This window comes from Pseudomonas sp. TUM25319 (assembly GCF_056388475.1).
The window spans coordinates 5,734,639-5,754,203 of record NZ_CM150751.1 but is presented as its reverse complement, the minus strand read 5'-3'; the positions used below and the strand labels follow the sequence as shown (position 1 = coordinate 5,754,203).

Annotated in this window: 13 protein-coding genes and 2 pseudogenes; 5 read left to right on the top strand and 10 right to left on the bottom strand. The window is 64.9% G+C overall.

Annotated elements, in window-relative coordinates; translation table 11 throughout:
- Positions 1 to 47 precede the first annotated feature (47 nt).
- Complete coding sequence (bglX, locus tag AC05QJ_RS25935) at positions 48 to 2,345, bottom strand: beta-glucosidase BglX (RefSeq protein WP_476744087.1); 2,298 nt, start codon at positions 2,343 to 2,345, stop codon at positions 48 to 50.
- 185 nt (positions 2,346 to 2,530) lie between these two features.
- Between bglX and AC05QJ_RS25930 the strand changes: the two genes are divergently transcribed.
- The 4 genes from AC05QJ_RS25930 (at position 2,531) to AC05QJ_RS25915 (ending at position 5,864) form a co-directional block, all read left to right on the top strand.
- The gene (locus AC05QJ_RS25930; protein ID WP_476744086.1) at positions 2,531 to 3,127 is read left to right on the top strand and encodes a LemA family protein; all 597 of its coding nucleotides are present in this window, start codon (positions 2,531 to 2,533) and stop codon (positions 3,125 to 3,127) included.
- Positions 3,127 to 3,876, top strand: coding sequence for a TPM domain-containing protein (locus tag AC05QJ_RS25925; RefSeq protein ID WP_476744085.1), 750 nt, complete (start codon positions 3,127 to 3,129; stop codon positions 3,874 to 3,876). The genes AC05QJ_RS25930 and AC05QJ_RS25925 overlap by 1 nt, the downstream gene beginning before the upstream one ends.
- A gap of 50 nt (positions 3,877 to 3,926) precedes the next feature.
- A complete protein-coding gene (locus AC05QJ_RS25920) occupies positions 3,927 to 4,544 on the top strand; it encodes a TPM domain-containing protein (RefSeq protein ID WP_476744084.1) in 618 nt (205 codons plus the stop codon).
- 102 nt (positions 4,545 to 4,646) lie between these two features.
- Complete coding sequence (locus tag AC05QJ_RS25915) at positions 4,647 to 5,864, top strand: class I SAM-dependent methyltransferase (RefSeq protein WP_476744083.1); 1,218 nt, start codon at positions 4,647 to 4,649, stop codon at positions 5,862 to 5,864.
- A gap of 97 nt (positions 5,865 to 5,961) precedes the next feature.
- Here the strand turns inward: AC05QJ_RS25915 and AC05QJ_RS25910 are convergent, their stop codons facing one another.
- The 4 genes from AC05QJ_RS25910 to AC05QJ_RS25895 form a co-directional block, all read right to left on the bottom strand.
- A complete protein-coding gene (locus AC05QJ_RS25910; protein ID WP_476744082.1) occupies positions 5,962 to 8,532 on the bottom strand; it encodes a TonB-dependent receptor in 2,571 nt (856 codons plus the stop codon).
- A 237-nt stretch (positions 8,533 to 8,769) separates the two neighbouring features.
- A complete protein-coding gene (locus tag AC05QJ_RS25905; protein WP_476744081.1) occupies positions 8,770 to 9,717 on the bottom strand; it encodes a FecR family protein in 948 nt (315 codons plus the stop codon).
- Positions 9,714 to 10,259 carry an RNA polymerase sigma factor gene (locus tag AC05QJ_RS25900; protein WP_476744080.1) on the bottom strand — a complete coding sequence of 182 codons (546 nt, stop codon included), beginning with the start codon at positions 10,257 to 10,259 and terminating at the stop codon, positions 9,714 to 9,716. Before AC05QJ_RS25900 ends, AC05QJ_RS25905 begins: the two co-directional genes overlap by 4 nt.
- Before the next feature lie 104 nt (positions 10,260 to 10,363).
- Positions 10,364 to 11,386: a DUF4917 family protein gene (locus AC05QJ_RS25895; RefSeq protein ID WP_476744079.1), complete on the bottom strand. Its 1,023-nt coding sequence runs from the start codon at positions 11,384 to 11,386 to the stop codon at positions 10,364 to 10,366.
- A 118-nt stretch (positions 11,387 to 11,504) separates the two neighbouring features.
- Between AC05QJ_RS25895 and AC05QJ_RS25890 the strand changes: the two genes are divergently transcribed.
- The gene (locus tag AC05QJ_RS25890; RefSeq protein ID WP_476744078.1) at positions 11,505 to 12,578 is read left to right on the top strand and encodes a glycerophosphodiester phosphodiesterase; all 1,074 of its coding nucleotides are present in this window, start codon (positions 11,505 to 11,507) and stop codon (positions 12,576 to 12,578) included.
- A gap of 360 nt (positions 12,579 to 12,938) precedes the next feature.
- Here AC05QJ_RS25890 and AC05QJ_RS25885 read toward each other — a convergent pair whose 3' ends face one another.
- From AC05QJ_RS25885 to AC05QJ_RS25865, 5 genes and pseudogenes are all read right to left on the bottom strand, one after another.
- Complete coding sequence (locus tag AC05QJ_RS25885) at positions 12,939 to 14,669, bottom strand: SulP family inorganic anion transporter (protein WP_476744077.1); 1,731 nt, start codon at positions 14,667 to 14,669, stop codon at positions 12,939 to 12,941.
- Between the two features lie 144 nt (positions 14,670 to 14,813).
- The gene (locus AC05QJ_RS25880) at positions 14,814 to 15,764 is read right to left on the bottom strand and encodes a cation diffusion facilitator family transporter (RefSeq protein WP_476744076.1); all 951 of its coding nucleotides are present in this window, start codon (positions 15,762 to 15,764) and stop codon (positions 14,814 to 14,816) included.
- A 62-nt stretch (positions 15,765 to 15,826) separates the two neighbouring features.
- Positions 15,827 to 16,375: pseudogene (locus AC05QJ_RS25875) on the bottom strand (methyl-accepting chemotaxis protein); the annotation flags it as partial.
- Between the two features lie 309 nt (positions 16,376 to 16,684).
- Positions 16,685 to 17,659, bottom strand: a pseudogene (locus tag AC05QJ_RS25870) (cache domain-containing protein); the annotation flags it as partial.
- 337 nt (positions 17,660 to 17,996) lie between these two features.
- Positions 17,997 to 19,346 (bottom strand): APC family permease, encoded by a 1,350-nt coding sequence (locus AC05QJ_RS25865; protein WP_476744075.1) that lies wholly within the window; start codon positions 19,344 to 19,346, stop codon positions 17,997 to 17,999.
- Between the last annotated feature and the right edge of the window lie 219 nt (positions 19,347 to 19,565).

Here is a 19,565-nt window from a genome sequence, read left to right as displayed (position 1 = left end):
GGCAATGGGGAAGGCCGGATGGCGCTTCCCCTCGGGCTGGGTCGCGCTTACAGCAGTTCGAAACTCTGCTGTTGCACCGTTGCGGAATCCAGGCCGACCTGCACGTTGAACTCGCCCGGTTCAGCGGCGAACTGCAACTGGCTGTTGTAGAACTTCAGGTCGTCCTCGCTGATCCGGAAGGTCACCGTGCGTTCTTCACCGGCCTTGAGCAGGATCTTCTGGAAGTTCTTCAACTCCTTGACCGGGCGGCTCATGGAGGCGGCAACGTCCCGCAGGTAAAGCTGGACCACGGTTTCGCCGTCGCGCTTGCCGGTGTTCTTCACCTTGACGCTGGCTTGCAGGCTATCGCCTTTCTTCAGCGTGCTGGCCGACAGGGTCAGCGGCGACAGCGAGAAATCGCTGTAGCTCAGGCCGTAGCCGAAGGGATACAGCGGGCCGTTGGGTTCCTCGAAGTACTGCGAGGTGTAGTTGCCCGGCTTGCCGGGGGTGAACGGACGGCCGATGCGCATGTGGTTGTAGTACATCGGGATCTGGCCGACCGAACGCGGGAAGGTGATGGCCAGCTTGCCGGACGGGTTGTAGTCGCCAAACAGAACGTCGGCGATGGCGTTGCCGCCTTCTGTGCCGGAGAACCAGGTTTCGAGCATGGCGTCGGCTTGCTCGCGCTCCCAGGCCAGCGACAGCGGACGGCCGTTCATCAGCACCAGCACCAGCGGCTTGCCGGTGGCTTTCAGGGCCTTGATCAGGTCGCGCTGCACGGCGGGGATTTCCAGGCTGGTGCGGCTGGACGACTCGTGGGACATGCCACGGGATTCGCCGACCACCGCCACCACCACGTCGGATTGCCGGGCGGCCTTGACCGCTTCGTCGATCAGCACGGCGGCCGGACGCGGATCGTTGATGATTTCCGGGGCGTCGAAGTTGAGGAAGTTCAGGTAGTCGAAGATCGCCTGGTCACCGGTGATGTTGGAGCCCTTGGCGTAGACCACCTTGGCCTTGCCCTCCAGGGCGCGGCGCAGGCCTTCGCGGACGGTGACCGAGTGCACCGGTTTACCGTCGGCCGCCCAGCTGCCCATCATGTCGATCGGTGCATCGGCCAGCGGGCCGACCAGGGCGACGGTGCCGGCTTTCTTCAGTGGCAGGGTCTGGTTGCGGTTTTCCAGCAGGACCAGGCTGCGGCGCGCCACGTCGCGGGCGGCCTCGCGGTGCAGGCGGGAGTCGGCGTAGTAGTCCGGCACGTCGTTCTCCGGCTTGCCGATACGCACGTACGGGTCCTTGAACAGGCCCATGTCGTACTTGGCCCCGAGCACTTCGCGCACTGCCTGGTCCAGCTCGCCCTGGCTGACTTCGCCGGACTTGAGCAGGCCGGGCAGTTCTTCGCCGTAGAGGGTGTCGTTCATGCTCATGTCGATGCCGGCCTTGATCGCCAGCCTAGCGGCTTCGCGACCGTCGCGGGCGACGCCGTGACGGATCAGTTCCTGGATGGCGCCGTGGTCGCTGATGGTCACGCCGTTGAAGCCCCACTCCTTGCGCAGCAGGTCGTTCATCAGCCAGGTGTTGGAGGTGGCCGGCACGCCGTTGATCGAGTTCAGCGCCACCATCACCCCGCCGGCACCGGCGTCGATGGCCGCACGGTAGGGCGGCAGGTAGTCGTTGTACATCTTCGGCAGGCTCATATCGACCGTGTTGTAGTCGCGTCCGCCTTCCACCGCGCCGTACAGGGCGAAGTGCTTGACGATGGCCATGATGCTGTCGTGGTCGGCCGGGCTCTTGCCCTGGAACGAGCGGACCATCACTTCGCCAATCCGCGAAGTCAGCCAGGTGTCTTCGCCGAAGCCCTCGCTGGTACGACCCCAGCGCGGGTCGCGGGCGATGTCCACCATCGGCGCGAAGGTCATGTCGAGGGAGTCGGCGGACGCTTCGATGGCCGAGGTGCGGCCGACGGTGGCGATGGCGTTCATGTCCCAGCTCGAGGCCAGGCCCAGGCCGATGGGGAAGATGGTGCGGTTGCCATGGATGGTGTCGTAGGCGAAGAACATCGGGATCTTCAGCCGGCTGCGCATGGCGGCATCCTGCATCGGCCGGTTTTCCGGTGCGGTGCGCGAGTTGAAGGTACCGCCGATGCGGCCTGCGGCGATTTCCTCGCGGATCTTTTCCCGCGGCATTTCCGGGCCGATAGAGATCAGGCGCAACTGGCCGATCTTCTCGTCCTGGGTCATCTGGCCCAGCAGGTTGTCGACGAACGCCTTCTTCTCCTGGAGGCGGGCGGCGGCAGCGGAGGTGTCGGCCAGGGCCGTCTGACTGGCCAGGCTGACGAGCAGACCCAGCAAACACAGCTTCTTCATGAATTCAGTTCTCGAGGCCTGCGCCGGTGATCACGGGTCCACCGACCTGCCGAAATTGGGGGAGCGGCTATTGTTGTTGTGTGCTGGGGCACGTTTTTAGCCGATTGGGGCTGCACTATCCAGCGGCGGTCACGGATTATGCCTCAAGTCCGGTGTTTTACGGGTAATCAAGGAGCGTTGCGAGCATGCAGGTCATCAACACGATCAAACCCTGGCTGCTGGTGCTGGTCGCCAGCCTGCTGGCGGGCTGTGGCATCAACAATATTCCCACCTACGACGAACAGGTGAAGGCCGCCTGGGGCCAGGTGCAGAACCAGTACCAACGCCGCGCCGACCTGATTCCCAATCTGGTTGAGACGGTCAAGGGCTACGCGAAACATGAGCAGGACACCCTCACCGCGGTGATCGAGGCACGGGCCAAGGCCACCTCGATCCAGGTCGACGCCAACACCCTTAATGATCCGGAGAAGATCCGTCAGTTCCAGGCTGCCCAGGCACAACTGACCGGCGCCCTGAGCCGGTTGATGGTGGTCGCCGAGCAATACCCGGACCTCAAGGCCAACCAGAACTTCCTCGCCCTGCAATCCCAGCTCGAAGGCACGGAGAACCGCATCGCCGTGGCGCGCAAGGACTTCATCGCCGCCGTGCAGAAATACAACACCGAGATCCGCACTTTCCCCGGCCTGCTCTGGCACAAGGTGATGTACAGCAACCTGCCGCTGCGGGAGAGCTTCGAGGCCACCAGTGCCGATGCCGACAAAGCGCCTGAAGTGAAATTCTGATGCGTCCGCTCAGGGCGGTGATGCTGCTGGCGCTGCTGTGTGCAGCGCTGGTGGCACGTGCCGAGGTGGCGTTTCCGGCGTTGAGCGGGCGGGTGGTGGATGGCGCCAACCTGCTGGACGCTCACACCCGTACCCAGCTTGGGCAGATGCTGCTGGCCCACGAACAGGCCAGCAGCGAGCAGGTGGTGGTGGCCACGGTGGCGGACCTGCAAGGGCTGGCCATCGAGGACTATGGTTATCAGCTCGGCCGGCATTGGGGCATCGGTCAGAAGGGCAAGGACAACGGCGCCCTGCTGATCGTCGCGCCGAACGAGCGCAAGGTGCGCATCGAGGTTGGCTATGGCCTGGAAGAGCGCCTGACCGATGCGCAATCGTCGGTCATCATCAATCGCATCATCCTGCCGGCGTTCAAGCGTGGGGAGTTCAGCCAGGGTATCGTGCAGGGGGCTGCGGCCATGCTCCAGGTGCTCGGCGGCAACCCGCTGGCGCAGCCATCGCGGGCCAGTGCGGCGGAAGGTGAAGGCGAGCCGCCGTCGCTGTGGGCCATTGGCCTGTTCATCCTGCTGGTGGTGGTCGTGCTGTATCTTCAGGGGCTCGGTGGCGGTGGCCGGCGAGGTGGTCCGGGCGGTGGTTTTGGCGGCGGCTTCGGCGGGCTGGGCGGTGGCGGGTTTGGCGGCGGTCGCGGAGGGGGTGGTTTTGGTGGGGGCGGCGGCAGTTTCGGTGGTGGCGGTTCGTCCGGGAGTTGGTGAGTCGCTGCCGATGGCCTCATCGGCAGCAACAAAGGGTTAAAAGGACATCCATGGCATTACTCAACGAATTCCAGCAACGCCAGGTCGCCGAGGCGATCGCCGAGGTCGAACGCCACACCGACGCCGAGCTGGTCACGGTGCTGGCCCGCAGCGCTGACGACTACGCCTATGTACCGCTGATCTGGGCCAGCCTGCTGGCACTGCTGATACCGGGGTTGCTGTACTACCTCACCGGCTGGTTCAGCGCCCATGGCCTGTTGCTCACCCAGTGGCTGACCTTCATCGTGCTCTGCCTGGTGCTGCGCCTGCCGCTGTTCACCAGCCGCCTGGTGCCGCGCCGGGTCCGTCACTGGCGTGCCTCCAACCTGGCGCGGCGGCAGTTCCTCGAGCAGAACCTGCACCGCACCGAAGGCCGCACCGGGGTGTTGATCTTCGTCAGCGAGGCCGAGCGCTACGTGGAAATCCTGGTGGACGATGGCATTGCCGAGCGCCTGGGCGACGAAGCCTGGGAAGCGATCGTCGCCGGTTTCACCGCCCAGGTGCGGGCGGGCCAGACGCTGCAGGGCTTCCTCACCTGTATCGAGGCCAGCGGTGCCTTGCTGCAAAGCCATGTGCCGTTGACCCAGACCCGCAACGAATTGCCCAACCGCCTGGTGATCCTCGACTGACGCGCCGATCGACAAACGCTGGGCGCTGGCCGGGCATCGACGTAAAATGCCCGGCATTGCGCGCCGCTGGCGCCCCCGCAACCCCCGAGGCACCCAATCTCCATGTCCGTTACCTCCACCGTCCAGGCCGCGCCGGATGCGCGTGCGCAGTTTCTCGCCCTGCTGGCCGAGAGCCTGCAACAGCAATCCTTCGTCAAGCTGGTCCTGGCCCGGCATGTCGGCACCGAAGCCGATCTGCAACGCATCACCGCCAAGCCGCTGACGGTCAAGGGGCAGGCCAGCCTGTCGTTCACCCTGCGCTACAAGACCCGCGACATCACCCGCAATCTGCCGCTGGACGACGCCCTGGCGCAGGTCGGCGAGTGGCTGCCAGGTTCGTTCCGCAATGCCCACCTGCTGAGCCTGGCCGACGAGGTGCAACTGGAGTTCAGCAAGAAAGGCAAGCCGATGCTCCACCGCAACGCCGCGCAGCAGGTGCGTCAGGCAGCGGCTGGCGAGCACGACCGGGAGAAGAAACGCTACCTGGAGCTGAGCCGTCCGTTCCTGCAGGACCTCGGCGTGACCGACAGGCAGCACGCGCTGATTCCGGCGATGTCGCGCAAGTGGAAGCAGATCAACAAGTTCATCGAGGTGTTTTCCCACGCCTTCGCCAGTGTCTCGCTGCCGACCGAACAGGCGGTACGTGTGGCTGATTTTGGTTCCGGCAAGGGCTACCTGACCTTCGCCATCCACGATTACCTGAGCAATACCGTGCAGCGTCAGGCGCAGGTCACCGGTGTCGAGTTGCGCGCCGACATGGTCGAGCTGTGCAATGCCGCCGCCAGCCGCCTGGAACATCCGGGGCTGGTGTTCGAGCAAGGTGACGTGCGCAGCGTGGTGCCGGCCGAGATCGACGTGATGATCGCCCTGCATGCCTGCGACATTGCCACCGACTATGCCATCCACACCGGCATCCGTACCGGCGCGTCGATCATCATGTGCTCGCCGTGCTGCCACAAGCAGATCCGGCCGCAACTGCACAGCCCGGGCCTGCTCAAACCGATGCTGCAATACGGCCTGCACCTGGGCCAGCAGGCCGAGATGCTCACCGACAGCCTGCGGGCGCTGTACCTGGAAGCCTGCGGCTACGACACCAAGGTGTTCGAGTTCATTTCGCTGGAGCACACCAACAAGAACAAGATGATCCTGGCCACCAGGCGCAAGGAGGCGGGAGATCCTGCGGCCTTGCTGGAGAAGATCGCGGAGTTGAAGGCGTTCTACGGGGTTTCGGAGCACTGCCTGGAGACGTTGCTGCGGGCGGACGGGTTGATCCCGGCCTGAATGAATCGGGGCCGCTCTGCGGCCCTTCGCGACGGTTCGGCGCCCCGACACGCTCGCTCCCACCGGGACGGGTGGGAGCAAGCAGCCCGGGATTCACTCAGAAGAACCGGGTAATGCTCACCTTGGCGTTGCGTCCGGTGCTGTAGACGTTGTCGTCGCTGAGCATCGGCGCGTAATCGCGGTTGAACATATTGTCGAGAGTGAAGTTGACCTCGGTGCCCTTCAGGTAGGGCTGCTGCGGTTTCCAGCTGGCGAACAGGCCTTGCACGTTGTAGGCGTCGTTGGCGCGATGGTCCCAGGCGCTGTCACCCAGTGCACTGCCCATGAAGCCCGGTGGGTACTTGTCGCTCGGCAGGCGGTCGGTCTGACGCACCCACAGGCCTTTCCAGCCCACCACCGCGTCCCACTGCGGAATCTTCACGCCCAGGCGCGCCACCCACTTCGGTGCCGGTACGTCACGCGCCCAGACATTCGGGCCCCACGGATTGTTATAGGCGCCGTCGTGCTTGCCGGTCATCCAGGTGTAGGAAAGGGTGCCGAACAGGTAGGTGGAGTCGTAGAAGCTTTCCACCTCGAAGCCCTTGTAGGTGACGCCGTCGAGGTTGCGGTAGTTGCCGATCAGGTATTTCCCGCAGGTATCGCCGATGCTGCCGCCGTTCACGGCCTGCGCCTGGCACTCGATACCGAGGTTCTTGAAGATTTCGTCCTTGATCCGGTTGTGGAACAGGGTGGTACGGACCTGCAGGTTGTCGTCCTTGAAGAGCACGCCGGAGAAGTCGGTGACATTACCGACGCGCAGCGCGGTGACCCGTTCAGGATCGAGGTTGCGGCTCGTTGAACTGCGGGTGCTGGCCGCACTCTGGACTTCGTACTGCTCGTCGATCACCGGCGCGCGCCAGGTTTTCGAGTAGTCGGCGAAGAACGCGACATCGTCGGTGGCGCGCCAGAACACCGCCAGGCGCGGCGACCAGCCGGTGTAGGTCTTGGCGCTGTAGTCGTGTCCGGCGGGCGCGACGTTGTAGAACGGTGCATCGTTTTCTTCGCCACGGTTGCGCACATGGTCGTAGCGCAGCGACGGGGTGATGGTCACCTGGCCCAGGGTGATGGCGTCCTGTACGTAGGCGCTATTGGTATCCACCTTGCCGTGGGGCATGAAGCCCGGCTGGAAATGGCCGTAGTTGTAGTTCGCGGTGTTGTACGTGGTGCCGGGCATCCACATCTCGGTTTCACGGGTGTGGCGATGCAGTTCGAAGCCGGTGGTCAGCGAGTGGTCCAGCACGCCGGTGCTGAACTGGGCGGTGTTGCGCACTTCGAAGTTGCGGTCCTTGTAGTCGGTCTCCATGCGCCGCCCGCCGGTGGCAAGCTGGAAGAACGCGTTGGGCCCGCGGTCGTCGGTCTGGTCGACATCGGATTCGGAATAGCTCACTTCCAGGTTGACCAGGGGATTGTCCACCGGCTGGAAGCGATACTTGGCCGACCAGGTGGTGTCGATGGTTTCGCGGTGGGCCAGGAAGCGGCGAATGGCCTGGTCGTAGCCATAGCGGTCGATGTTGGCCTGGGTCGGCGGGGTCGAGTAGTTGGTCGACGAATAGCGTGTCATGCGCTGGTTGTTCGAGCGCGAATAGGACAGCCCGAGGGATTGCTCCTCGGTGAGCTGAACGTTCAGCTTGAACAGGGCGCCTTCGAGGTCCTGGGCGCTGTCGGGCAGGCGCTTGGGATTGATCGGGTATTGGTTGCGCGGGTCGGGCAGCGACGAGGCCAGCTTGAAGTCGTCGCCGTCGCGCTTGGTCAGGTAGACCAGGCCGTCGATGCGGCGGTCTTCGGTGCGGCCGAACAGTGCCGTGCTGTAGACCTGCTGATGATCGTTGCTGGAGTAGCCGTACTTGACCATCGCGCCGGTGTCGCGGCCTTCCTGCAGCAGGTCAGGGGCGTCCTTGGTGGTCATGTTCACGCTGCCGGCGAGACCGGCGTTGCCGACGAAGGGCGAGTGCGGGCCTTTCTCCACCTCGATGCTCTTGATCAGTTCCGGCTCGATGAACATCGTCCCTTGCTGGTAACGCTCGAAGCCGGTCTTGGTGGCGCCGTCGACGGTCAGTTGCACGTCTTCGGCATCGCCCATGCCCCAGATATTGATCTTCTGCCCGCCGGGCATCATGGAGCCGGCCATTTCCACGCCGGGCAGGGTGCTCAGCAGGGACGGCACATTGTTGGCCTGCTCGCGGTCGATGTCGCGCTGGGTCAGGGTCGAGCGGCCGACGGTGGCCGGGGTCACCTGCTGGCCGTCGCCGACGATGCTGGTGGCACCTAGCTGGAGGCTGGCGTTGTTGTTGCCGGGCGGGGTGGATTCGGTTTCCCTGGGCCGCACCACGTAGGTGCTGCGGACCTTGACCAGGGCAAAACGGCTGTTGGCGAGCAGGCGGGCGATGGCGTCTTCGGCTTCGTACTGGCCGTTGAGGGCGGGCGCGGCGACATTGCGCAGCAGAGACTCGTCGAACAGCAATTGCACCTTGGCCTGTTGGGCCACCTGGCTCAGCGAGGTCGCCAGTGGCTGGGCCGGCAGGTGCAGCTCCACCGGCGCGGCCTGGGCCTGCAGGCTCAGGGCCAGGCAGGCGGCCAGCAGTGATGGTCGGGCAGACAACGGCTTGGTAGGTCGAAACGCGCGAAACATGAAATCCCCCAGTGCGGCCAAAGGCCAGAAAAAGTCAGTGCGCAGGGCGCGGACGGGGAGGAAGACGCGGAGGCGAGAAAAACCCTCACCTGCAAATGAAAAATATTCTCAGGATTTTTTTCGGCGCTGAATGAACCTGTTGTCGCGTTGCTGGCCCCATCGCCGGCATGGCACATAACCCGTGGGAGCTGGCGGTGCCAGCGATGAGGCCATCACTGGCGCCCTGAGCGTCGCAGCCTACTTGCGCTCGATGCGCATCCGCCCGTCCGCGAGCACGGCGGTCTTGACCGGCAACAGCGCGGGCAGTGCGTTGAGCAGGGCATCCGGATCATTCACGTCGAGGTTGCCCGACACCCGGTATTTCGCCAGCGTCGGATCGGCCAGCAACACCGCTGCCGGACGGTACAGCGACAGTTCGTCCACCAGGCTGGCCAGCTCGCGGTTGCGGAACGACACATGGCCGCTGCGCCAGTCGGCCACTTCACCGTCGCCCAGGGTCTGGCGGCTGAGGTCGCCACGGGCGAGGTTATAGACCGCGCGTTCACGGGCACCCAGCAGCATCGGCTCACGGCGCTCGCCTGGCGCTTCGAACGCTACCAGGCCATGTTCGACACTCAGTACCAGCTCCTGCTGGCCCCGCCGCAGGTCGAACGCGGTGCCCACTACCCGAACCCGGGCGGTGCCGGCATCGACGAACAGTGGGCGTTCCTTGTTCGGGGCGACGTCGAGGAACACCTGGCCCTGGTCCAGATGCACGATGCGCCGCTCGGCATCGAACTCGACGCGCACGCGGGTGTTGGCGTTGAGGTCCAGGCGGCTGCCGTCGGGCAGGGTGACACTGCGTGGTTGACCTTCCTGGCTGGCCACCTGCTGCTGGTAATAGACCGCTGGCGTGCCGAGATTGCTCGCCAGCAAGGCGCAGACCAGCGCCGCGGCGGCGGCCAGTGCCGGTCGCCAGTACGCGGTGCGACGCGGACGCAGTTCCACCGGTTTGTTCAGTTGCTTGAGGGCGGCGAGGTCGTCCCAGAGCTGTTCGAACTGCTGGTAGGCCTGGGCGTGGCCGGGCTGCTCCAGCCACTGGGCGAACGCCTTGCGTGAGGCGCGCGAGCGGTTGTTGCGGTTGTGGGTGAACCAGCTCGCCGCCTGCGCGTCCAGCGGACGGCTGTCCATGTCAGGAAGGGTCATTCTGGTTGCTCCGCAACGTTGTCGCTGTCCAGTCGTTGCTTGAGGTACAGCAGCGCCGCGGCGATATGTTTCTCCACCATGCTGATGGAAATGCCCATGCGTTCACTGATCTGTGCCTGACTCAAGCCTTCGAAGCGGTGCAGCATAAGGGCTTCGCAGCGTCGCGGCGAGAGCTCGGCAAGCACAATTTTCAGGTGTTCCAGGCGTTGCAGACGCTGTGCGCTGGCCATCGGGTCGCTGGCGAGTGCTTCGCTGGCCTGGGTTTCGGGCGCCGATTCGGCCTGTTCGTCAAGCACGGTATGGCGCACTTTCTGCCGCCGCCAGTGATCGCGCAGCAGGTTGCGCGCCACCTGGAACAGAAAGGCCCGAGGCTGCTCCACCCGTGCCTTGTCGCGGTATCCCAGCCACTGGGTGAAGACATCCTGGGTCATGTCTGCAGCGTCGCTGGCATTGTCCGTGCGCTTGCGCAGGAAATGCAGGATGTCGGCATAGAACCCGTGGCAGGTTTCTTGCGCGAGAGGGTCGGGCTTGGAGCGACGCATGCGAGCTTTCCCAGAAAGGGCCGGCGAGAAAAGTCGCAAATGTTATCGAGAATTATTGTTATTTGAAATGCCCTGTTTCAGCTTTCCCGAATCCCGTGCCTGCTTCAGCGACGTTTCCGGGTGATCGCGGCGGGTGCGGGCACGTTGAGTTCCGCTCGACCCAGTGGGTGGCTGCTGGAGTCGAAGAAGTGCAGCTCGATATCCGCTGATTCGCCGAAGATGCGTGCGTAATGCTGCTTCTGGCCAACGATGGCCGCCTCATTGGTCGGCAGGATCGAGATGGCGAGGTGAGCCGGTTTCGCTTGCCGGATGGCCTGCAGCAAATGGTTGTCGGCGCGGTCGAGGTGATGGCCGAAGATGCACAGGCCTTCGTTGTGGCTGGCCAGGGCCGCGTAGCTCCAGGTCAGGTAATCGGAGGAGCGGATTGCCCGCAGCTTCTGCGCGCTGCTGTCCTCGTTGACGAACAGCGGCACGTCGCCCGGGGTGTTGATGGCAAAGCCGTCGAGCAACTGGCTGCCGCTGGCTGCGCGTTGTCGGGTCCCGCCGTCCTGGGTCTTGAGCAGGTGCAGGCCGCCGTGGAGGTAGTGCAGGCGAGTGCCCTGGCCATGGGCCCGGCTGACGTCGAAATCGCCTTCTTCATCGAACAGCGCGAGAAAGCCTCGCGGCTCGTGGCTCACCGCCCAGTGACAGAGCAGGTCGTAGTTGCTGGTGAATACGCTGCGGTAGTTGCGCAACTCGGTATTCAGCGCAGCCAGCGTAGTGTCCGGCAGCAGCTTGCGGGGAATGTGCACGCTGCGCACGGCGTGGATCAGCGCTTCCTTGATCGCGTAATAGCGGTTCAACGGTGCCGAGGAACTGATCGCCAGCGCCGCGTTGACTCGGACTGTGGTGTTGAGGGCACTGAGGACCGGCTCGAAGAGCTCGCTGCCGAGGGATTTGAACAGTGCCTGGTCGCTGACGCCGAGGGGTTTGTTGCGCACCCGCTGGGCGATCTCGAATAACGAGAAGTAGCTGAATGGCCGCCAGATCGTCCGGCTGGCGCCGTTGCCCAGCAGCAGGCCGGTGCTCGGGTGGCGGGCGTTGAGGTCCGGCCAGTAGGCGAGGGAAGCGTCGAAGTCGAGGGGCATGAAAAGGCTGTCTCGTAGGAATCTGTTGCAAATCGGCAGGGCGGGACTGTAGCACGCACGGCTTGTCATCCGCCCCGACGACTATGCTCTTGAGCATTTTCGACGAGGAGGACGTTGCATGCCGTTCAAGCGATTGCGGGTGGGCCTGGGTCTGATAATGGCGGCGCTCGGCGTACCGGTGCTCGCCGCCGATGGCGCAACGCTGGCGAGGGGCCAGGGCATTCCCGACCTGGCGGTGATCGCCCATCGCGGCGCCTCCTTCGATGCGCCCGAGTCCACTGTCCCGGCCTATGAACTGGCCCGTGAACTGGGCGCCGATTACCTGGAAATGGACCTCCAGCGTTCCCGCGACGGCGTGCTGGTGGTGGTCCACGATGATGATCTGCAACGCACCAGCGATGTTGCCGAGCGCTTTCCCGAGCGCAAGGACAGCCCGGTCAGTGCCTTCACCCTGGCCGAACTGAAGTCGCTGGACGCTGGCAGCTGGTTCAACCGCCAGCACCCGGAGCGGGCTCGGGCCTCCTTCGCCGGTCTGAAGCTGCTGACCCTCGATGAAGTGATGGACATCGCCGAAGCCGACCCGGCCCGCCGCCCAGGCCTGTACATCGAAACCAAGAAGCCGAGCCTGTTTCCCGGGATCGAAAGCGATCTGCAGCGGGCGCTTCAGGCCCGGGGCTGGCTGGACCGGCCAGGGCGAGTGGTGTTGCAGAGTTTTGATCGCGGCAGCCTGGCGTTGTTGCAGCAGGCCATGCCCCAGGTGCCGAAAGTGCTGCTGTTGTGGCTGGGCCAGGGCGCGATCGAGCCAGCTTCGGCGCAGACCTTCGCCGAGTCCGGCGAGCAGGACAGGGCCGCGTTCCTCGCCCGCCAGCAACCGAAGGACCGCGCCGAGTTCGAGCGCTGGCTCGGTTACGCCAAGGCTGCGGGCGCCATCGGCACCGGGCCGTCTGCCGCGCTCGTCGGTGGCGGCGAGCAGAGCTACGCCGACCTGGCGCAACCGTGGATGAATCGCATGGCCCACGACAAGGGCTTGCTGGTCCATGTCTACACCGTCGATGAGGCCGTGGATTTCAAGCGTGTCAGCGAGGCCGGGGTCGATGGCATCTTTACCAATCGCCCCGGATCGCTGCTGCGGTTCTACGGTCGTCCGGTGCCAGGGGGTGAGGCGAGCCTGCTGCAGGCCAGGGGCTGGTGAGGCCCGAGGTGTTTGTCGATAGATCTTCAGTGCTCTTGAGATCGAGCGCCGCCCGCGCGGCGCATCGCCGGCAACGCCGGCTCCCACATTTGTTGCAACGCGCCATGGCCTGTGAGATTTGAGTTGCCAGCTTTTGGTGTTTGGCGATTTATTGCGAGGAGGCTATTGGGCTCGACTCGATATCGTGTCGTACACACAAGGCGATCAACCATGGCTTTACAGGCATAGGCACGTTGCAACAAATGTGGGAGTCGGCGTTGCCGGCGATGCGCCGCGCGGGCGGCGCTCGATACGGAGGGCGCTGAGAATCCAGAGGCATGCGCTCGGCGCTCCGCTTGCCAGCGATGGGGGCCTCATGAACTAAGGCAAATTCGGCACCGGTGCCGCAGCCCCTGCATCCGCTTCATCCCGCCGCACCTTGTTGCGCCACAGCCGGTAGGCGCGAATGCCCGCCCGCACCGAGCCATACAGCAGGTGATTGCCCATTTCGCGCGCGAGCCCCGAGCGCACCAGCATCCGCAGGAAATTCCCCCGCGCCCGGGCGATGCCCAGTTCGATGCCTTGCGCCTTCAAGGTGTCGCGCACCTCGCGCAGTGCGGCGATGCCGCTGACATCGATGGTGCTCACGGCCTCGGCGTCAAACAGTACCGCCTTCGGCTCAGGCTCGCGCTGCACGGCGTCGAGCAGGCGCATCTTGAAGTAGTCGGCGTTGAAGAACAGGATCGCGTCGTCGAAGCGGTACACCACCAGGCCCGGTACGGTACGGGCGTCTTTGTGGCGGCTGATGTCCACCTGGCCTTCGATCCCAGGCGCCCAGCCCAGTACGGCGTCGGTGGGCTGGTAGATGCTGTAGAGCAGGCGCAGGATCGCCAGGGTCACGGCAATGATGATCCCCGGCAGCACACCGACGCCGAGTACGCCGATGGTGGTGAACACGCAGAGGAAGAACTCGAAGCGGCTCAGTGCCCAGATCTTGCGCAGCGACTGCACATCGATCAGGCCCCAGCCGGCCATCAGCAGCACCGCGCCCAGCGCCGCCTGGGGAATCCAGGCCATGGGCGCAGTGAAGAACATCAGGATCACGGCGATCACCAGGGCGGCGACGATGCCCACCAACTGGCTTTTGCCGCCGACCATGTCATTGACGGCGGTGCGCGAGTCGGCACCGCTGATGGCGAAGCCCTGGGACACGCCAGCCGCCAGGTTGGACACGCCGAGGGCGACGAATTCGTGGTTGGCGTTGATCGCATAGCCGTGCCGCGCGGCGAAGCTGCGGGCGGTGAGCATGGCGCTGCAGAAACTCACCGTGGCGATACCCAGAGCGTCGCGCAACAGGCTTTTCATTTCTTCCAGCGAGGTCTGCGGCCAGGCCAGTTCCGGCATGCCGCCCGGTACATGGCCGAGCACCGCGACACCGTACTGGTCGAGTCCGAAGACACCGGCGATCAGGGTGAACACCGCCACCGTGACCAGCGCCGACGGCAGCTTGGGGTAGCGCCGCGGCAGCCAGATCAGCATCGCCAGGCCGGCCAGGCCGATGGTCAGGGTCAGCCAGTGGATCTCGCCGACCCGCTCGAAGAAGTTGATCATGCTGAGGATGAAGCCGTTGCCCTCGATCTTGAAACCGACCACCTTGCCCAGTTGGCCGGCCAGCAGGCTCAGGCCGATACCGTTGAGGTAGCCGATCAGGATCGGCCGCGAGAAGAAGCTGGCGATGAAGCCGGCCCGTGCCACGCCAGCGGCGATCAGCATCACTCCCACCAGCACCGTGACCACCACCGACAGTTGCAGCAGCCGCTGCGGGTCGCCCATCGCCAGCGGGGCGATGGCGCCGGCGACCATGGCGCAGGTGGCGGCATCCGGGCCCACCATCAACTGCCGCGAACTGCCCACCAGCGCGTAGACCATCATCGGCAGGATGCACGCATACAGGCCCACCTGCGGCGGCAGGCCGGCGATCTGGGCGTAGGCGATGGCGATGGGAATCTGGATGGCGGCTACCGACAGGCCAGCCTGCACGTCCGGGCGGAACCACTCGCGACGGTAATGTAGCAGGTTGGCCAGGCCCGGAAGCCAGCGGGAAAGAAACATGTTCAGGTCCTTTTGATGTATCTGACAGACGCTAGCGCAATACCCCGGCGCCCGGCCATCCGCAGAGGGAAGGTCGGGATGCTGGACGGCATTTGGCCAGCATCCTATACCCTGAACAGTTGTGTGGCCAATCGGAAGCTCGGGTCAGCCTTCCGCCCACTCCAGATCCCCAGTGAACAGCACCGTCAGCCAGCGATCCGGGCCTTCGCCGCCGATGGCGTTGCCGATCTCGTCGCGCCAGGCGTCCCACTCGGCGATGGTCCGGGCGGGCATCTCGGCCGGGACGATGAAGAACAGTTCGATCTCCCGCGAGCGCCCGACTCTCGCGACGTACGCCCGGTAGCCAAGCATGCCGTGGCGTTCGACGAACGCCTGGGCCACTTCATCGACGTGTTGCTTGAGGTCCGCCGGGGTGACCAGGAACATGTCTGCCAGGGCCTGGCGCACCACCGAGATCGGGATCGGGATGATCGCCAGGCACACCAGTGCCAGTACCGCCGGGTCGATGTAGGGCGATAGCCACTCCCAGCGGGTGCCTTGCACGGCGATACCGAAGCAGAAGGCGATAAGCAGGGCGGCGGTGATGCTGGCCGACATGACCCAGCCCTTGACGTCCATGCGCACGAAGTCCGAACCGATCTTGCGGTTGGCGCGGGCTTCGAGGATGGCGATGGTCAGGCAGGCGATCACCGTAACGACCGCATAGACCAGGGCCACGCCGAACTCCAGGTCGCGGCCGCCTTCGAGCAGGCTGCTGACGGCGTTGATCAGGGCGTAGACGGCCACGCCGGTGAGCAGGATGCCATTGAGTGCCAACACCATCGGTTCCAGGTGCCAGAAGCCCATGGTGAAGCGTTCGCGCAGCTTGCGTGACATGCGTGCCGAGCGGGTGTGGGCGGTGATCAGCTTGACCACCACCAGCGACAGCCCGCTCATGCTGGCATCGACCATCGAATAGACGCCGTCGAAGATGATCGAGAACGAGCCCGAGGCGAGGCCGAAGCCGATGCCGATCGCGGCGATGAACAGGGTGACGGCGATGGAGGTGCGCAGCACGCCCTGTTCGCTCGTCATGTTGAAGAAACGCGTACCCATCGAGGGGCTCCCATGATTGCCGGGCATCCGGAACGGCACGCCCTTTTCTATGCTGGTCAATCCTAGACCCGGAATTGCTCCATCAAGGCTTGTTGCTGGTTGGCCAGGCGGTTGAGTGACTGGCTGATGCGCGCCGACTCGTCGGCCTGCCCGGACAGCGACTCGGTGACATCGCGGATACCGGCGACGTTGCGGTTGACCTCTTCGGCCACCGCGCTCTGTTCCTCGGCGGCGGAGGCGATCTGCAGGTTCATGTCGCTGATCACCGTCACCGCCTCGCCGACCCGCTGCAGCGCGGGCAGGGCCTGTTCCATGCGCGTGGCGCTGTCCTTGGCCTGGCGCTGGCCGTCCTGCATGGCCTCGACCACGTCCTGGGTGCCTTGCTGCAGCGCTTCGATGACCTGGCGGATTTCCTCCACCGAGACCTGGGTGCGCTGAGCCAGGTTGCGTACCTCGTCAGCGACCACGGCAAAGCCGCGACCTGCTTCGCCGGCGCGGGCGGCTTCGATGGCGGCGTTGAGAGCGAGCAGGTTGGTTTGCTCGGCGATGGCGCGAATCACTTCCAGCACCGAGCCGATCTCGCCACTGCGCCCGGCCAGGGCACGTACCCGCTCCATGCCCAGGTCCATGTCGCGGGCCAGCTGGTCGATGCTCTGGCGGGTGACTGATACCAGATCGAGTCCCTCGCGGGTCGCCTGGTCGGCGCCGCGTGCGGCGTGGGCGGCCTGGGAGGCGTTGCTGGCAACGTCATGGGCGGTGGCGCTCATTTCGTTGGCCGCGGTGGCCACCTGTTCGATTTCCCGCTGTTGCTGCTGCATGCCGCTGCTGGTCTGGCTGGCGATGGCGGCCGACTGGTCGGCCGTGCCACGGGCTTCAAGCAGCGAGCCCTTGACCTGGGTGATGACGGGCTGGAGCTTGTCGAGGAAGCGGTTGAACCCGCCGCTCAACTGGCCCAGTTCGTCGTCGCGGTGGTAGTTGAGTCGTTGGGTCAGGTCGCCGTCGCCGCTGGCGATTTCCTTCAGGCGGTCAGCGACGTCGAGGATCGGCCGGGTGACGCCGCGGGCGGTCAGCCAGACCAGTATCAGGCCGACTATGGCGGCGGCGAGGGCGATCAGCAGGCTGGTCAGGTTGGCCGACTGATTGTGCGCGTCGAGGCGCTGGTTGAGGGCCACCGCTGGCGCCTGGAGTACCGCTTCCGGCAGTTCCAGCAAGACTTGCCAGGGCGCTGCGTCCGGGATCGGCGTGAATGGATGGGCGATCTGCATCAGGCCGTTGTCCAGGCGTTCCACCGGCTTGCCCGAGTGCAACAGGGCCGCCATGGCCGGATCCAGCGGCTTGCTCAGTTGCGCGGCGTCACGGCTGTGGCCGGCGAGCAGGCCAGCAGGGCTGACGATGCTGACCTGACCTTCGCCGTCGAACAGTTGCCGACGACCCTCGAGGCTGAGTTGCTGCAGGTTGTCGAGGCCGATATCGAGACCGATCACGCCGATCACTTTGCCGTTGTCCAGCAGCGGCAGGGCGATGCTGGTCATCAGCACCTGACGGCCGTTGACCTCGTCGAAATACGGGTCGAGTACACAGGCGCGGGCGGTTTCCTGCGGGCAGGTCAGCCAGCGGTTGTAGGGCGTGCCGTTGGCGGCAGGGGTGGTGTCGGCGAGCATCGACTCGGGCATGGCTTCCGATTCCAGCGTTCCCGGCTCAGGCCGCGACCAGTACAGCGAGAAGCGTCCGCTGTCGTTGCTGCCCAATGCGGCCTGCCCGGCGAAGCGGGCGTCCTGACGGTCCAGGCCGTCGGGCTGGAATACCAGGTACAGGCCGATCAGGTCCGCGTTGCCCGCCAGGGCGGCCTGGGTCTGCTTCACCAGTTCGGCACGCAGGTCGGCATCGCCTTTCATCCTGAGCACTTGCACCAGCCGCGACAGTCCGTTGCCGTACTGCCAGGCATCCATGAAGTAACGCTGGACCCGCAGCGCCTGGTTTTCTGCCTGCGCCTGCAATTGCCGGCGAGCACTGTGGTCCAGCAGCTCGCTGTTGGCCCGGAACACCTCGGCGGCGCCGCGACGGGCCTGGGTCAGCGAGGTGGCCGCAAGAATCGCGACGATGGCCAGCATGCACAGGCCGGCGAGGAGAATGATCTTCCACTTGATGGACAGGCGGCGCGGGAGCATGGGATTTCCTTCTCGTTCATGAACGACGCCCGCGGGGTGGCGCGGGCGTCGGAGGCGGGTCAGGTCATTCGGCGAGGTAGCTTGGCGGTGCGACCCGGAACGACTTGGTCAGCCAGGCGAGGTACAGCACGCCGGCCAGCGCCCAGACGCCGCCGAACATCAGCGAGTGCTCGTCCAGGTCGAGCCAGAGCATGGCGATGGTGCAGAAGCCGATGGTGGGCAACACCAGGTACTTGAACTTGTTGGCCAGGCCCTGGTTCTGCTTCTCGCGCAGGTAGCAGTGGTTGATCACCGACAGGTTGACGAAGCTGAACGCCACCAGCGCACCGAAGTTGATGATCGAGGTGGCGGTCACCAGGTCGAAGAAAATCGCCGACAGGGAAATGAACCCGACTACCACGATGTTCACCACCGGGGTCTTGAAGCGAGGGTGCAGGCGGGCGAACACACCGGCCGGGATGACTTTGTCGCGACCCATCACGAACAGCAGGCGCGAGACGCTGGTCTGGGATGCCAGCCCCGAGGCGATGGTGTTGATCACCGTGGCAGCGATGAAGAACGACTGGAACAGCTTGCCGCCGACGTACAGGGCGATCTCCGGCAGGGCCGCTTCATGGTCCTGGAAGCGCGCCATGGTCGGGAAGTAGGCCTGGATGAAGTACGACATGACGATGAACAGCAGGCCGCCGAACAGGGCTACCATGAAGATCGCCCTGGGAATGGTCTTCTCCGGCTGATGGGTTTCTTCCGAAAGCGTGGTGACCGCGTCGAAACCCAGGAACGAGAAGCACAGGATCGTGGCGCCGGCCACCAGGGCGTTGAACTGCGTCTTGTCGTCGGCGAACGGGATCAGGCTCCAGGCCGTGCCCAGGCCTTCGCCCTGGTCCAGGCCGCGCAGGCACAGGTAGACGAACAGCGTCATGATCAGCAATTGCACGCCGACGAACAGTGCGTTGAAGCTCGCCACCAGGTTGACGCTGCGGATGTTGATCAGGCTGATCAGGGTGACGAAACCGACGACCCAGAGCCATTCCGGAACTTCCGGGAACATCGCCGACAGGTACAGCTTGGCCAGCAGGGCGTTGACCATCGGCAGCAGCAGGTAATCCAGCAGCGATGACCAGCCCACCAGGAAACCGATGTGCGGGTTGATCGCCCGTTGAGTGTAGGTGTAGGCCGAACCCGACTGCGGGAAACGCCGCACCAGGGTGCCATAGCTCAGGGCGGTGAACAGGATGCCCAGCAGGGCCAGGATGTAGGCGCTGGGCACATGGCCGGCGGTCAGGCCGGAGACGATGCCGAAGGTGTCGAACACCGTCATGGGCGTGAGGTACGCAAGGCCGATGATCACCACCTGCCAGAGTCGCAGGGTTTTGCGCAGATTGACGTCGCCGTGGGTGTGCTCAGGCTGCATGCGGGCGCTGCTCCTGGGGCGGGACGACGGGGTGGACGGACGACGGGCACGGCAAGGACGAGCAGGTGGGCTCCATTGTTGTTTACCTTTTATGTTGGAGCTGGAATGGGCGCGGGCGAGGCGCCGGTGTCAGGGCTGGCCGTGCCGTAACCGCGAAGGCGGCGCGTGGGGGCTCTCCTGGAGGGCAAGAGGGCGGCGCTGTTCTTCTTGGTTTATGGG